Genomic DNA, 15168 nt, shown 5'->3' on the forward strand with positions numbered 1-15168 from the left:
ACGAGGGGTGGTGAAAGAAACTGCCAAGGAGCACGGATATCCAGAAAATAACTTCCGGTCAAGGGTCCGGACCGTTTTGAGCCCCTGCGGCGTGGGGGGGGGGGGTGGCAAAAACCCCCCCCCCCACCCCCCCCCGGGTTGCCCCCCCCCCCCCCCCCGGTGCGTCACCGAGGGCAATGTTGCATGATCATGCGAAGTGATGCATAGTCTTGCCATGTCCAAAGTCCTCACCTCCCTCCCCACCGGCGAGCGCGTCGGCATCGCCTTCTCCGGCGGACTCGACACCTCCGTCGCCGTCGCCTGGATGCGCGACAAGGGCGCCGTCCCCTGCACGTACACCGCCGACATCGGCCAGTACGACGAGCCCGACATCGCGTCCGTGCCCGGCCGCGCCTCCGCGTACGGCGCCGAGATCACCCGGCTCGTCGACTGCCGTGCCGCGCTGGTCGAGGAAGGGCTGGCGGCGCTCGCCTGCGGCGCGTTCCACATCAAGTCGGGCGGGCGCCCGTACTTCAACACCACGCCGCTGGGGCGGGCCGTGACCGGCACGCTGCTGGTACGGGCGATGCTCGAGGACGGGGTGCAGATCTGGGGCGACGGCTCCACGTTCAAGGGCAATGACATCGAGCGGTTCTACCGGTACGGGCTGCTCGCCAACCCGCACCTGCGGATCTACAAGCCCTGGCTGGACGCGGACTTCGTCACGGAGCTCGGCGGCCGCAAGGAGATGTCCGAGTGGCTGCTCGCGCACGGGCTGCCGTACCGGGACTCGACGGAGAAGGCCTACTCCACGGACGCCAACATCTGGGGCGCCACGCACGAGGCCAAGACCCTGGAGCACCTCGACACCGGCGTCGAGACGGTCGACCCGATCATGGGCGTGCGGTTCTGGGACCCGTCCGTGGAGATCGCCACGGAGGACGTGACGGTCGGCTTCGACCAGGGCCGCCCGGTCACCATCAACGGCAAGGAGTTCGCCTCCCCGGTCGACCTCGTCATGGAGGCCAACGCGATCGGCGGCCGCCACGGTCTCGGCATGTCCGACCAGATCGAGAACCGGATCATCGAGGCCAAGAGCCGCGGCATCTACGAGGCGCCCGGCATGGCGCTGCTGCACATCGCCTACGAGCGCCTGGTCAACGCGATCCACAACGAGGACACCCTGGCCGCGTACCACAACGAGGGCCGGCGGCTCGGCCGGCTGATGTACGAGGGCCGCTGGCTGGACCCGCAGGCGCTGATGATCCGCGAGTCGCTGCAGCGCTGGGTCGGCGCGGCCGTCACCGGCGAGGTGACGCTGCGGCTGCGGCGCGGCGAGGACTATTCGGTCCTCGACACCACGGGCCCGGCGTTCAGCTACCACCCCGACAAGCTCTCCATGGAGCGCACCGAGGACTCGGCGTTCGGCCCGGTGGACCGGATCGGCCAGCTCACCATGCGGAACCTGGACATCGCGGACTCCCGTGCGCGGCTGGAGCAGTACGCGGGCCTGGGCCTGGTCGGCACCGGCCACCCGACGCCGATCGGCGCCGCACAGGCCGCCTCGACCGGCCTGATCGGCGCGATGGACCAGGGCGGCGCCCAGGCGATCGCCTCGCGCGGCGAGGCCACGGACGAGGAGACGATGCTGGACCGTGCCGCGATGGAGTCCGGCACGGACTGACACCGGCCCCGGCCGTACACATCCGGGCAGCGGGCCCCGGCGGATTCCGTTCCGCCGGGGCCCGCTGCCGTGCGGCCGTGCTCGCGACAGCGGGCCGGGCCGGCGGGCTCCTCATGCCATGTTCCGGCAGGACGGACGCGGCTTCGACGTCACCGGCGGTTCACCCGCCGCTGATGAGGTGATCGTCGTCGGTGCTCCCCGCCGACCGGATCAAGGAGATTTCCATGCCCAGACAGCGCCTGTCCCGCAGTCACCTGACAGCCACCGGTGCGGTCCTCGTCGCCACTGCCACCGCCGCCGTCGCCCTCACGGCGACGGCCGGTGCGTACGGCACGAAGGAGCACGCGAGGGACGCCATCAAGGGCGGCAAGGCGAAGAACGTCATCCTGCTCATCGGTGACGGCATGGGCGACTCGGAGATCACCCTCGCCCGCGACTACACCGTGGGCGCGGCCGGCCGCCTGAACATGGACAAGTTCCCGCTGACCGGCGCGTACACGACCTACGCCGTGCACGCGGACGGCACACCGGACTACGTCACCGACTCCGCGGCCAGCGGCACCGGCTGGGCGACCGGCGTGAAGACCGTCAACGGGCGGATCTCCAAGACGCCGGGCACCGACAAGGCCGTGCCGACCATTCTGGAACTGGCGCAGAAGGGCGGCTACGCAACCGGCTCGGTGACCACCGCCGAGCTGACCGACGCCACCCCGGCCGTCCTCGCCTCGCACGCCACGGACCGCTCCTGCCAGGGCCCCGCCGACATGGCCAAGTGCCCCACCGACACCATCGCCAAGGGCGGCCCCGGCTCCATCGCCGAGCAGAGCGTCAACCACAAGGTCGATGTGCTCCTCGGCGGCGGCAAGCAGCGCTTCGACCAGAAGGTGACCGCCGGCAAGTACAAGGGCCTGACCGTCACCGAGCAGGCGCGGAAGCTGGGTTACCAGGTCGTCACCGACAACGCCTCCCTGAAGTCGGTCAAGGGCGGCAAGCCGGTGCTCGGGCTCTTCGCGCCCGGCAACGTTCCCACCGAGTGGACCGGCAGGACCGCCGCGGTCGGCGGGACCGCCCCGCAGCGCTGCGTGACGTCCAACCCGAACCGGCCCTCCGGCACCCCGAACCTCGCCGACCAGACCACCAAGGCCATCCAGCTCCTGGAGGCCAAGCAGAAGCGCCAGCACAGCAAGAAGGGCTTCTTCCTCCAGGTCGAGGGCGCGTCGATCGACAAGCAGGACCACGCGGCCGACCCGTGCGGCCAGATCGGCGAGACCGCGGCGTTCGACCGCGCGGTGAAGACGGCCCGCGCGTACGCCGCCAAGCACCCCGACACCCTCGTCGTCACCACCGCCGACCACGGCCACAGCAGCCAGATCGTGCCCCTGGAGGCCCAGCCGCCCGGCCTGTCCTCCACGCTGGTCACCGACGAGGGCCAGCAGATCAAGGTGAACTACTCGACCAACCCGCCCGGCGAGTCCCAGGAGCACACCGGTACCGAGGTCCGGATCGCGGCTCAGGGCCCGCAGGCCTACCGCGTCCTGGGCGTCACCGACCAGACCGACCTGTTCGCCACGATCCGCGAGGCGCTCCGGGTGCGCTGACCACTCGGGAAGACGTTCCCGGCCCCGTCGGCACGAGCAGCATGCCGGCGGGGCCGGGACGTGTACCGGGTCAGGCCGTCAGAGGTACGCCCGTGGCGCCGCACCCGCTCACAGCAGGCCGAACGACTTCAGCACCCGGCGCTGAGCCGATGCCCTGACCAGCTCTGCTCCATCTTTCAGCACTGTCAGGGCCTTCCCTGCTTGCACAGCGAAGTCCCTGGAATCTCCCCGGGACAGACGTGAAATTCCCCGAAGAGTCCCTGCGATGGTCGCGCCTCAGCGTGCCTTGGAGGCGCACCGAACCGCTTCATGGGTCTGCCCGTCTCCGGCTTCGGTGGCGGGGCAGGTCCACCGTGCCTTCTCTGAGTCGTCGACAGCGCTGAACCCCGAGACCAATGCATGACAAGTGCACCGACCTCGGACCGCACATACTCCACGCAGACCACGTCCTGCATCGCGGCAGTTACAGAACCGCCGGGATGAACATCGGACTGGTTACGCATCGCGGGTCTCCGAAGTGAGCGCTGCCGAAGCAGCGGACGTTCCGTCCCGTCGCCTGCGCGCCGAGAAGCTGCGCATGTCTACTGGCGAGGAGCATCGGAGTCCGGAGAAACAGCGCGCCGCGACGGCTCGGCCCTGACCCGGATCGGTCCCCCGACCGTGCGCGTCATCGACGCCGAGATCCGGCTTCACCACCGTCCTCGCCGCCCGCCCGGGACCAGCTCGTCCTCGCTACCGGCGTCATTTACGGCACCGACATCGCTCTCCTTGCGCGGGTGCTGGATGCGGCGGGCCGACGGCCGCAGGGCGTGGCGGGCAGCCGCGACAGGTCCGGAGGCCTCCAACCCGGCGCACCGCTTGAACAGGAGCGGGTTGGTCAGCCCCGCGAGCGACTCGCGCAGGGCGGCGTCGGCGGAGCGCCGGCTCTCCGGCCGGGCTGACGATCCGGCGTCTGCCAGGCGAAGTGCTGCAGGACGGCAGCGCTCGGCTCTCGTCGAAGCGGAGCGCGTGCTGGTGAACCGCCCGCCGCCCGCCCGCGCGGGGCCTGCGGCCGGCTCGCCGGAAAGCAGTTGCGCCGAACCTCTTGTCGGGTCGATCTGATCTCCTTAATGTGAACCTTCAAATCCCCGGAAAGTACGTGCAGAAAGCTCTGTTAGGGCAAATTTTTGAACGATCAAATACATCAGGCACCCGAAGCCGCAACCCCCGCGGCCCCCGGTCCAGCTCCCGCCCGCGGTCCGATGGTGGGCTACCTCGACTACGCCAGGGTCGGCCCGCTCTCCCGCCCGGCCGCCGCCGCGCTCGCCGACGCGACCGCGCTCGCCGCCCGCGTCGACCCCGCCGACCTCGACCGGCTGTTCGCCCTCGGCGACGCCGCCCTGGCCTCGGCGGCCCGGCTGCTCGACGCCCGTCCGCACGAAATCGCCCTCGCCCCGTCGACCAGCAACGGCCTGTTCACCGTGGCCGCCGCACTCCACGGCCCCGGCACCGTCCTGGTGCCCCGTGGCGAGTTCCCCGCCAACCTCTACCCCTGGCTCCGCTTCGCCGGCCGCGGCGGCCCCGCCGTCCGTCTCGTCGACCCGGCCGGGCAGCGGCACATCACCCCCGACCTCCTGCGCCGCCACCTCACTCCCGATGTCACCGCCCTCACCGTCAGCGCCGTCGACTCGCTCACCGGCCACCTGGCACCGCTCGCCGCCCTCAAGGAGGTCCTCGGGCCCGGCCGACTGCTGATCGTCGACGCCATCCAGGGCCTGGGCGCCGTCGCACTCGAAGCGGATGCCGCCGACATCCTCGTCAGCGGCGGCCAGAAGTGGCTACGGGCCGGCTGGGGAGCCGCACTGCTACTGATCCGCGACCGGTGCGCAGAGCGCCTGACTCCCGGGCTCGGTGGCTGGGCCGGCGTCGCGGAGCCCTTCGCGCCGCGGCATCCGGCGCAGCCGCTGCCCGGGGCCGCCGCCCACCTCGCCACCAACCCGGACTTCCCGGCCGCCGCGGCCATCGGCGCGGCGATCGACGACCTGGTCGGCCAGGGCGGACCGGCCGTCGTCGGCGGTCGCATCCGCGCCGTCCTCGACGAACTGCTGGATCGTGCACGCCAGGCCGGTGCCGAGGTCCTGCTGGACGGGCTCGGGCCCCAGGAGCGCGGCGGCATCGGCGCTTTCCGGCTGCCCGGTCATGATCCCGCCTCCGTCCACCGCGCCCTAGAAGCGGGCGGAGTCATCACCACCCGCCGCGACGAGTGGATCCGGCTGTCTCCCCACGCTTCGACCCCCGACGCCGCGGCGGACCTGCTCACCGAGGCGCTGCACGCCTTCACCCGCCCCACGTCCCACTCCATGTCCCACTCCCAGGAGCCCACATGTCCCACCAACTGAGCCGCCGCCGTCTGCTTCAGCTCGCCACCGCCTCCGTCGCCGGACTCGGCCTCACCGCCTGCGGCGACAACGGATCGGGCAGCGCCGGAGGCGACAGCGGCAGGATCACCGTCTGGAGCTGGACCACCGCGGCCGAGGGCCTGCGCAGCGTCGTCCCCTCCTTCGAGCGGGACAACCCCGGCATCAAGGTCGACGTCCAGGACGTCGGCAACCCGGCCATCTGGGACAAGATCACCGTCGGCCTCGCCTCGGGCGGCAAGGGCCTCGCGGACGTCCTGCACATCGGCGTCGACTACCTGCCCGGTTACCTGGACAAGTTCCCCGACGGCATCGCCGACCTGTCCAGGCTCGGCGCCGACAAGTACAAGGACGCCTTCGCCAAGGGTCTGTGGCCGACCGTCATAGGCAAGGACAAGGCCGCCCACGCCCTCCCGTGGGAGGTCAACCCGCTCGGTCTCTTCTATCGGCACGACCACTTCGAGAAGGCCGGTGTCGACCCCGCCGACATCAGCGACTGGAACGACATGACCGCCGCAGGGTCGAAGATCCTCGACGCCACCGGTGTCCGGCTGCTCGGGCTCGACAAGACCGGCGCCACCCAGGACATGGACTTCTTCCAGAACCTGATGCAACTCCAGGACGTCTTCTACTTCGACCAGGACGGGAAGATCACGCTCGCCTCCCCGGCCGCCGTCAAGGCCCTCACCATCATCAAGCGGCTCAACGACGCCGGCCTGATCGCCGACACCGCGGGCCAGGGCACCGAGAAGCGCCTGCTCAGCCAGGGGAAGCTCGCCACCTACGCGGAGGCGGCCTGGGCCGTGGAGTATCTGGCCTCCACGTTCCCCGAGCAGAAGGGGAAGTGGCGCTCCATGCAGCCGCCCGCCGCCGTTCCCGGGGGCAAGCGCAACGCCATCGTCAACTCCACCTACCTGACCGTCTCCGGCTCCAGCACGCGCCGCAAGGCCGCCTGGCAATTCATCGAGTACGCGCTCACCAAGCCCGCCCAGATCAACCGGATGTTCGCCTCCGGCGGCGTCTTCCCCGCCCTCAAGGCGGCGTACGACGACCCGAAGTTCAGCGCGCCGCACCCCTTCTACGGCGGCCAGAAGGTGCTGAAGCCCTTCGTCGAATCGCTCTCCGCCGACGCCCGGGCCACCAACTTCACCGGCGACTACGCCCGCGCCCTCAAGTTCGCCAGCGACGCCCAGAGCCAGGTGCTGATCAAGGGCGCCGACCCGGCCGACGCCCTCAAGAAGGCCGCCGAGCAGCTTGCCCAGCAGACCGGTCGGCAGCAGGCGGTCTGACCACCATGTCCCTCGCCCCGTCCGAACACGCTCCCGCCACCGCCACCCCGGCCGGCCGCGGCACCACCGACCGGACCGGCCGCACCCGCCCGGGCCGCCGCCGACTGCTGACCCCCACCTCCGTCCCGTACCTGCTGATCATGCCCGCCGTGCTGGGCTTCGCAATCTTCAAGGCGTACCCCATCGTCGCCTCGCTCTGGATCAGCCTCACCACCGGCAACGGCGCCGGTCGGCACTTCACCGGGCTCGACAACTACCAGCGCCTGCTGAACGACCCGCTGTTCTGGACCGCGCTGAAGAACACCGCGCTGATCCTGGTCGTCCAGGTGCCGCTGATGCTCGGCCTCGCCCTGCTCGTCGCCCTCGGCCTCAACTCCACCAAGGTCTGGCTGCGCCCGCTCTGGCGGCTCGGCGTCTTCGTCCCCTCGCTGACCGGTCTGGTCGCCGCGGGCGTGATGTTCTCCGTGATCCTCAACCGCGACGCCGGACTGTTGAACTGGGTCCTCTCCCTGTTCGGCATCGACCGGGTGAACTGGCTCGGCAGCCCCTTCTGGGCCCGCGTCGGCGTCGTCCTCGTCATCACCTGGCACTACACCGGCTACAACGCGGTGATCTACCTCGCCGGCCTGCAGGGCATTCCCCAGGAGCTGTACGAGGCCGCGAAGGTCGACGGCGCGGGACCGATCCGCCGCTTCGTCTCCATCACCCTTCCCCAGCTGCGCCCGATCCTGCTCCTCACCGTGGTGCTCTCCACCATCGGCACCCTGCAGCTCTTCGACGAGCCGTACGTCCTCACCGGCGGCGGCCCCGACAACGCCACCTTGACGGTCACCATGTACCTCTACAACAACGGCTTCAAATACTTCGACTTCGGCTACGCCTCGGCTCTCGCCTACGCGCTCGCGCTGATCGTGGCCGTACTCGGCTTCCTGCAGGTCCGCCTGATGGGAGAGCGCAAGTGAAGCGCCGCAGCCTCCTCCTCACCCTGCTCCTCGCGGGCGCCTTCGGGCTCTGCGTCGGTCCGTTCTACTGGCTCGCCATGGCCGCCACGCAGGAGAACAGCGACGTGTTCTCCTGGCCGCCGAAGCTGCTGCCCGGCGGTCACCTCATGGAGAACCTCCAGGGGCTCCAGGATTCCATCGGGCTCACCCGCGTCCTGTTCAACACCGTGCTGGTGGCGGGCGTTCAGACGGTCGGCGCGGTCGTCGTCTCGGTCCTCGCGGGCTATGCCTTCGCCAAGTTCGAGTTCCGCGGGCGCAATCTGTTCTTCGTCCTGCTGCTCAGCACCCTCGTCCTCCCCGACACGGTGATGCTCATCCCGATCTTCGAGATGATGATGAAGCTGGGCCTGATCGACTCCTACCAGTCCGTCATCCTCCCGGGCCTGGTCACCCCGTTCGGCATCTTCCTGATGCGGCAGGCACTGCGCTCCATGCCCGACGAACTCCTGGACGCGGCCCGCGTCGACGGCGCCGGCGAACTGCGGGTGCTGTGGCGGATCGTCATCCCGGTCAACCGGCCGGTCATCGCGGCGCTCGCGCTGTTCGTCTTCCTCGGCGGCTGGAACCAGTTCGTCTGGCCGCTGATCGCACTGCGCAGCCCCGACATGTACACGCTGCCCGTGGCCACCGCCACCCTGCAGGGCCTTGCGACCACCAACTACGCGCAGGTCCTGCTCGCCGCCGCCATCGCCGCCGTCCCCGTGATGGCCCTCTTCCTGGTCCTGCAACGCCAGTTCATCTCCGGCCTGCTGGCCGGGGCCACCAAGGAGTGACCACCATGACCACCGAAGCACCCGCGGTCCCGCAGCAGTCCGTCCCGGTCTGGCGCCCCAACACGCCGGCCGACGCGACCCCCGACACCGTCGTCCACCAGCAGCTCGCCACCGGGCTGCTCCACGGTGCCGACGCCCCGCTCACCGTCCACCTCACCGGGCTCGGCTGCGACCGGCTGGAGACTGCCCTCACCCCGGCCGGCGACGGTGTGGCCCTGATCGAGGTCACGGCGTCGGCCGCGGCCACCGTCCGCGCCGAATGGCGGATCCCCTGCGTCGGGGCCACCGCCTACTGGACCCCGGACACCAACGCCTCCCGCTGGCTGCCACCGTCCTGGGCCGCCCCCCGGACCGTCTCGCTCGCCCTGGGCGCCCCCGTCGCCAGTCTGGTCGGCGCCGACGACCGCGCTCTGTGCACCGCCGCCGCCGGCGAGACCTCCGCACCCGTGCGCGTCGGCGCCGGTGTGGTGGAGGAGAGCGGCGAGTTCGCCTTCACCGTGGAGCAGGACCTCACCCCGGACGGGCCGCCGCTGCGGCTGCGGATCGACCTCAGCGACCGCCACTTCGCCGCCACCCTGCAGGCCGTCACCGACTGGTGGGCCGAGGGCCTGGACCACCCCGGCATCGCCCCCGCCGCCCGGATGCCCGCCTACTCCACCTGGTACAGCCTCCACCAGAACGTCGACACCGCCGCCGTCGAGCGCCAGGCCGCCCTCGCCGCGGCCGTCGGCTGCGAGAGCATCATCGTCGACGACGGCTGGCAGACCACCGACCGCGCCCGCGGCTACGGCCACTGCGGCGACTGGGAGCCCAACCCGGCGGCCTTCCCGGACCCCGCAGCCCATGTCGCCGAGGTCCACCGGCTCGGCCTCGCCTACCTCCTCTGGTACGCGGTGCCGTTCATCGGCCGGCACAACGACGCCTGGGACCGCTTCCAGGGCATGATCCTGCGCGAGGAGCCCCACCTGGACGCGGCCGTACCCGACCCCCGCCACCCCGAGGTCCGCGCCTACCTGGTCGAGAAGGTCTCCCGCGCCGTCGAGCAGTGGGACATGGACGGTCTGAAGCTCGACTTCATCGACCGCTTCGCCGTCACCGACCCTCCGCCCGCCCCGGCCGGCGCCGACCGCACCGCCGTCCACGAGGGCGTGCTCCAGCTGCTCGCCGACCTCGACACCCGTCTGCGCCGCACCCGGCCGGACGTGATCGTCGAGCACCGCCAGCCGTACGTCAGCCCGGGGCTGTGGCCGTACGCCACCATGGTCCGCGCCATCGACTGCCCGCTCAGCCCCGCCGAGAACCGCCAGCGCACCGTCGACTGCCGGCTCACCGCGGGCCCGCTCGCCGTCCACGCCGACATGATCACGTGGCACTCCGCCGAAACGCCCGAGTCCATTGCCGTCCACCTCGTCAACGCCCTGTTCTCGGTGCCGCAGATCTCCGTCGACCTCGCCGCCCAGAGCCCTGACCAGCTCGCCACCCTGCGCTTCTGGCTCGGTGTCTTCCGCCGGTACGCCGATGTCCTCCAGCTCGGCGTCCTGGAACCCGTGCGGCCGGACCTCGGCTATCCCCTGGTCCGCGCCCGCGACCACCACACCACCGTGGTCGCACGCTACGCGCCGCTGCCCGTCGCCCTCCCGGACCGGCACGCCGCGGACGGCCCGCAGACCCTGCTCGTCGCCAACGCGGACGGCGACCCCGTGGTGCTCCTGACCGCCACCCGACCGGAACAGGACCTCGCCCGCGTCCAGGACTGCCATGGTGAGATCCTGTCCGAGACGGTGCTCGACCTCGTCGCCGGGGTCAACCCGGTGACCGTGCCGACCGGTGGCCTGCTCACCCTGACCCGCGAGCACTGACAACCGGGGGCTGGGGGCGGCCACCCCCCACCCCCCAGCCCGCCGACCACAGAGGAACGATGACCGCTCGACAGGTGACCATCGAGGATGTCGCACACGCGGCCGGAGTCTCCCGCCAGACCGTCTCGAACGCCCTCAACGCACCCCACCGGCTGCGCGCCACCACCCTCGCCCGGGTCACCGCCGCCATCGACGAACTCGGTTACCAGCCCGACCAGTCCGCACGCAGCCTGCGCACCGGCACCCGCAAGGTCATCGGCTATCCCGCCCCCGCCGACAACCCCGCCGACCCCAACCCCCTGATGGGCGGCTTCCTCCAGGCGCTGGTGACCGCCGCCGACGCCGTCGGCCACCGCATCCTGGTGTTCCGCTCCGACCCACAGCAGGGCGCCGGAGCAGTCGCCAGGTCCTTCAACGGCCTGATCGCGGCCCGCCAGGTCGACGGGTTCGTCCTCTCCGACGTCGTCCACGACGACCCCCGCGTCGACGTGCTCACCGAGGCCGGCTTCCCGTTCGCCGCCTTCGGCCGCACCGCCCCCGGCCGCCCGCAGAACTGGGTGGACATCGACTCCACCGCCGCCACCGCCGCCCTGGCCGGACTCCTGCTCGACCAGGGCCACCGCCGGATCTGCTACCTCAACTCCGCCGCGTCCCTGCCCTGGCTCGCCGACCGCAGGGCCGGCTTCCTGCAAGCCGCGGCCGCCGCCCCCGACGGTGCCTTCGAGGTCGGCGTCCCCGACGACGACCCGGCCGCGCTTTCCCATGCCGTCGAGCGCCTGCTCACCGGCCCCGACCGCCCGACCGCCTTGGTCTGCGCAAGCGACTGGCTCGCCCTGACCGCCTACCAGGCCGTCCGCGCTGCAGGCCTCGTCGTCGGCGACGACGTCGCCGTCACCGGCTTCAACGACATCCCGCTCTGCACGCTGCTCCAGCCCGCCCTCACCAGCGCGCGCCTGCCCCTGGCCGCCATCGCCCACGTCCTCGTCGACCGGCTGATCACCGCCGTCGAGGACCCCGCCGCCGTCCCGACGAGCGGGCTGCTGCTTCCTGCGGAGCCGGTCGTGCGCGGCAGCACGCCGGGGCGGTAGCGGCGGCCGCCGGCCGTCACACCAGCTCGGCGGCCTTGCGCAGCAGGACGACCGACCACCTGCGGTCCGTTCGCCCTTGCCAAGGCGACGGACCGGTTGAGCTCGACTACGGGCTGACGCCAATTGGAGCCGTGCGAGGTGCTCGCGGGGCATCGTCGAGGACGGCCGCTATGACCCACGTGATCGAAGCCCCCCACGCCGAGGACGCCGAGTCTCTGGGGCCTGTGCAGTTGAGAGCCTGGCTGCAGACGTATCCCAACGAGGAGGCAGGGATAGACGAAAGATGGATACGTGAGCACCGAGGCTCCTCCGCCACCCCGGAAGGGATCGCTCAGTGGCGGGAGTTCATAGTGGCGGCGAAGCAACGGCCGGACCTGCTGTTCTGCCGTGTCGTCCGCTCCGGTACGGAGATCGTCGGATTCCTCTGCGGCCGCCGGGACGACGTGGTCACCCTCGGGCCGATGTATCTGTTGAACGAGGCCCAGGGCGAAGGTGTCGGGGGGCGAATGATGAGCGAATTCCTGGCCTGGGCAGGAAGCGCACCCATGCGCCTATGGGTCACCGAGTACAACGAGCGCGCGGTCCACTTCTACGAGCGCTACGGATTCAAGGCCACAGGTGAACGAGAGATTTGGCGAGGAAGGCTGCCCAACGTGCGCATGATCCGCAACTCCACGTCGAGTGACAACCTCGGCTGAGCCGCCCGGTTCCGGACTCGCTGCGACGTGAAGGACAGCTTCGACCGGGTCGGGCTCTTCCACTTGGTGACTCGATGCCGTCTGCGGCACTGCCATGATCGCCCTGGCGCCCTACTTCCGCCCAGGGACTTTCAGCACTGCCCGAGGGACTCCTGAGGGGACTCTTCGCTGCCTGACGCGGCAAGCCCCTGAAAGCCCAGAAAGGGCCTCCGGCGCAGGCCAGAGGCCCTCTCGAAAGCAAAGCCGCAGGTGGCGGCCACCTCACCCAGGACGGCCGGGAACGCTGCCGTCAGGTGGTCGAGGCGGCCGTAGCTCCGCACATGCTCAGAGCAGGCCGAACGACTTCAGCACCCGGCGCTGAGCCGGTGTCGGCCGGGCGGGCCAGTAGAGGTAGCAGACGCCTCCCGTACCGCTTCTGACGTTGCCGTTCGCGTCGTAGCGCTTGGTGCGGAGCCAGATATTTTCCCACTCCCTGCGCTTGTAGACCCGGCGCACGGCCTCGTTGCTCGGCGAGGCCGGGTCGTTCGCGATCACGTCGCCGTCCGCGGTGAACCCGATCACGGTCATCAGATGGCCGGAGGTCCCGTATCCCGCGCCGGTCAGCTCCTCCTTGAGGAAGGACTGCGACGTTATGGCCGGGATGCCCGCGCGGATCAGCGTCTCCAGGTCCGCGAGCGAGTCCAGCCGGGTCACCGCCGCGCTCATCTCGTCGTACGTCGCGGCGTACGCGGCGTTGAACGGCCAGTTGCCGCAGCCCTCGTACTGATAGTCGTAGGTGAACCGGGCGGCGTGGCAGACCTGCGGGTCGGCCAGGCCGGGCTTGACCCAGGCGAGGTCCTCGGCGGTCGGGCGGCGTCCCCAGTACTCGATGATCATCTGCGAGGAGGTGGGGCTGCACCAGGCCTCGCCGCCGTTGTCGTACTCGGGGTACTGGCCCGCGTGGACGTTCTGCGAGTAGCGCGGCACCCGCAGCTCACGGGCGAGGCCGGGGATGCTGGCCGGCACGGTGAAGCGGTCCGGGATGTCGGACGCCATCGCGCCGAGCCGCCGGACGGTGGGCGTCAGGCGGCTGCCCGGGGTGCGGTGGAGGGTGAGCCGCAGCCGGTACGAGACCAGTCGCAGTCCGCTCGCGGGGTCGTCCACCGAGAAGGTGTCGGTCCAGACGGAGCTCTTGCCGTCGGTCTGGTCGTCGACGGAGGTACGACGGATGTCGCCGTCGCCGGAGGCCCAGCGGCCCATCACGTACCAGGGTGTCGAGGTGCTGTCCGAGTAGCGGCCCTGGAGCTCGATCTGGATCCAGGTGCCCGCCGGGGTCTCCGCGTTCCAGGAGGCGATCACCTCGGTCGCCGGGACGGTGGACCAGTGGACCGGAGAGGTCCAGGTCGCGTACTCCCAGGTGGCGGTCGTGCCGGTGTGCGGATCGGTGTAGTCGCTGCGCCCCTCGGCGTACCCGATCACCAGACCGGGGCGGCGGCCCGCCACGGCGCGCGTCCCGGCGCCGGAACCGGCGCGCCAGTCCGTGTAGGTGTGCCAGGAACCGTTGTCCACGGCAGGGCCCGCTGCCGTGGAGGCGTCGGACGGGACGGCGGACGGAACAGCGGCGGTCGCGGAGCCGGCGGACGACACCGCGCCGGCGGTGGCCGCTGCCGCGAGCGCGGCAGTCAGCACGGTTCTGCGTGAGGTCGGTCTGTTCATGGGCGAGACCCCCGGTCGTAAGCGGAGTGGGGCGGCAGGTGCACGACAGTGCGCCAACTATCGCGGGTCGTGGCCGGATCCGGCCAGCGATTCGACTCGCATCGGTAAACCAATATTGGTCTGGTCCACTGGCGTGACCTGCGGCTGCTCCGGAGCGGCTCGTAGGCTGGTGGACATGAACGACCTCTCGCCCCTCGCCGCGCGGCTGCGCGCCCTGCCGCCGTCCTGCGGACCGGTACGGCTGATCGCCGTCGACGGCCACGCGGGGTCGGGGAAGAGCACCTTCGCCGCCCGCCTGTCCGCAGCCCTCGACGACGCCCCGGTCCTGCATCTGGACGACCTGGCCGCCCACGGGTCCTTCTTCACCTGGGTGGACCGGCTGCAGGAGCAGGTGCTCGGGCCACTGGAGCGCGGCGAGTGCGCGCGGTACGCGCCGTACGACTGGACCGCGCGGCGTTTCGGAGCGCCGCGCGGGCTGGAGCCCGCACCGGTGGTCCTGATCGAGGGGGTCGGGGCCGGCCGCCGGGCGCTGCGGCCGCGGCTGGCCCGGCTGTTGTGGATGGATCTCGCCGCCGCGGAGTCCTGGGAGCGCGGCCGCCGCAGGGACGGGCCGGCGCTCTCGGAGTTCTGGGACGGGTGGACGGCGGCCGAGGCGGAGCACTTCTCGGCCGATCCCTCACGCTCCCACGCGGACGCCCTGGTACGGCAGTTGCCCGTGGGATACGAGTTGCTGGAGGGACCCGGAACGGAAGCAGGAGCGAACCATTCCGTCACCGAACGTGAGCGCAGCACTCCGTCGTATTGAATGGTGGGAAATCGCCTCGCAAGTGCCTCAACTCTGCTTGACCCGGGGGCGGTACAGGTCTTACGTTCTCAATGTGCGGCTTTTCGGAGCCCCCATGGACGCGAAGCCCCCGATTGTTCCCCCGTGATCGGGGGCTTCGTTCTGCCCTCGCGCCCCCTCCCCCACGCCGGTTCGACGGATTCCGCTCACCCTGGGTCACGGTCTCCCTTCCGCCTGCGGCGCACTTAGTCGCAAACTCCCTGCGCAGGTACGATGCCTCTCGGTGCGGTCAATTCCCGTCCGCGGCAAAGTGATTCGGCGCGC

11 protein-coding genes are annotated in these 15168 nt (G+C 70.9%); 10 read left to right on the top strand and 1 reads right to left on the bottom strand.

All coding sequences use genetic code 11. The annotated features are described in order from the left end of the window. The first annotated feature begins 214 nt into the window (after window positions 1–214). The 9 genes from argG to ACFVX4_RS10110 all read left to right on the top strand — a co-directional run bounded on the left by argG (window position 215) and on the right by ACFVX4_RS10110 (window position 12365). Window positions 215–1663, top strand: coding sequence for an argininosuccinate synthase (gene argG, locus ACFVX4_RS10070; protein ID WP_385326796.1), 1449 nt, complete (start codon window positions 215–217; stop codon window positions 1661–1663). A 224-nt stretch (window positions 1664–1887) separates the two neighbouring features. Continuing rightward, window positions 1888–3261 carry an alkaline phosphatase gene (locus tag ACFVX4_RS10075; protein WP_389974040.1) on the top strand — a complete coding sequence of 458 codons (1374 nt, stop codon included), beginning with the start codon at window positions 1888–1890 and terminating at the stop codon, window positions 3259–3261. A 1241-nt stretch (window positions 3262–4502) separates the two neighbouring features. Further along, entirely contained in the window at window positions 4503–5639 is a 1137-nt protein-coding gene (locus ACFVX4_RS10080) for an aminotransferase class V-fold PLP-dependent enzyme (protein ID WP_389974043.1), read from the top strand. Then, a complete protein-coding gene (locus ACFVX4_RS10085) occupies window positions 5624–6946 on the top strand; it encodes an extracellular solute-binding protein (RefSeq protein WP_389974046.1) in 1323 nt (440 codons plus the stop codon). Before ACFVX4_RS10080 ends, ACFVX4_RS10085 begins: the two co-directional genes overlap by 16 nt. A 5-nt stretch (window positions 6947–6951) precedes the next feature. Next, complete coding sequence (locus ACFVX4_RS10090; RefSeq protein WP_389974049.1) at window positions 6952–7908, top strand: carbohydrate ABC transporter permease; 957 nt, start codon at window positions 6952–6954, stop codon at window positions 7906–7908. Continuing rightward, entirely contained in the window at window positions 7905–8720 is an 816-nt protein-coding gene (locus ACFVX4_RS10095; RefSeq protein WP_072483389.1) for a carbohydrate ABC transporter permease, read from the top strand. Before ACFVX4_RS10090 ends, ACFVX4_RS10095 begins: the two co-directional genes overlap by 4 nt. Window positions 8721–8725: 5 nt before the next feature. Further along, window positions 8726–10579: a glycoside hydrolase family 36 protein gene (locus ACFVX4_RS10100; RefSeq protein ID WP_389974053.1), complete on the top strand. Its 1854-nt coding sequence runs from the start codon at window positions 8726–8728 to the stop codon at window positions 10577–10579. 59 nt (window positions 10580–10638) lie between these two features. Next, window positions 10639–11667, top strand: coding sequence for a LacI family DNA-binding transcriptional regulator (locus ACFVX4_RS10105; RefSeq protein WP_389974056.1), 1029 nt, complete (start codon window positions 10639–10641; stop codon window positions 11665–11667). 170 nt (window positions 11668–11837) lie between these two features. Then, window positions 11838–12365: a GNAT family N-acetyltransferase gene (locus ACFVX4_RS10110; protein WP_389974059.1), complete on the top strand. Its 528-nt coding sequence runs from the start codon at window positions 11838–11840 to the stop codon at window positions 12363–12365. Between the two features lie 324 nt (window positions 12366–12689). Here the strand turns inward: ACFVX4_RS10110 and ACFVX4_RS10115 are convergent, their stop codons facing one another. Further along, the gene (locus tag ACFVX4_RS10115) at window positions 12690–14060 is read right to left on the bottom strand and encodes a peptidase C39 family protein (RefSeq protein ID WP_389974062.1); all 1371 of its coding nucleotides are present in this window, start codon (window positions 14058–14060) and stop codon (window positions 12690–12692) included. A gap of 175 nt (window positions 14061–14235) precedes the next feature. Here ACFVX4_RS10115 and ACFVX4_RS10120 point away from each other — a divergent pair, with 175 nt between their 5' ends. Beyond that, window positions 14236–14865 carry a uridine kinase gene (locus ACFVX4_RS10120; protein WP_389974064.1) on the top strand — a complete coding sequence of 210 codons (630 nt, stop codon included), beginning with the start codon at window positions 14236–14238 and terminating at the stop codon, window positions 14863–14865. Window positions 14866–15168 lie beyond the last annotated feature (303 nt).

The organism is Streptomyces sp. NPDC058240 (assembly GCF_042882135.1).
Lineage (GTDB): Bacteria > Actinomycetota > Actinomycetes > Streptomycetales > Streptomycetaceae > Streptomyces.

Coding starts and splice junctions, on each gene's coding strand:
- ACFVX4_RS10080 (WP_389974043.1), top strand. CDS start 4,503: ATGGTGGGCTACCTCGACTACGCCAGGGTCGGCCCGCTCTCCCGCCCG.
- ACFVX4_RS10100 (WP_389974053.1), top strand. CDS start 8,726: ATGACCACCGAAGCACCCGCGGTCCCGCAGCAGTCCGTCCCGGTCTGG.
- argG (WP_385326796.1), top strand. CDS start 215: ATGTCCAAAGTCCTCACCTCCCTCCCCACCGGCGAGCGCGTCGGCATC.
- ACFVX4_RS10120 (WP_389974064.1), top strand. CDS start 14,236: ATGAACGACCTCTCGCCCCTCGCCGCGCGGCTGCGCGCCCTGCCGCCG.
- ACFVX4_RS10110 (WP_389974059.1), top strand. CDS start 11,838: ATGACCCACGTGATCGAAGCCCCCCACGCCGAGGACGCCGAGTCTCTG.
- ACFVX4_RS10085 (WP_389974046.1), top strand. CDS start 5,624: ATGTCCCACCAACTGAGCCGCCGCCGTCTGCTTCAGCTCGCCACCGCC.
- ACFVX4_RS10075 (WP_389974040.1), top strand. CDS start 1,888: ATGCCCAGACAGCGCCTGTCCCGCAGTCACCTGACAGCCACCGGTGCG.
- ACFVX4_RS10105 (WP_389974056.1), top strand. CDS start 10,639: ATGACCGCTCGACAGGTGACCATCGAGGATGTCGCACACGCGGCCGGA.
- ACFVX4_RS10090 (WP_389974049.1), top strand. CDS start 6,952: ATGTCCCTCGCCCCGTCCGAACACGCTCCCGCCACCGCCACCCCGGCC.
- ACFVX4_RS10115 (WP_389974062.1), bottom strand. CDS start 14,060: ATGAACAGACCGACCTCACGCAGAACCGTGCTGACTGCCGCGCTCGCG.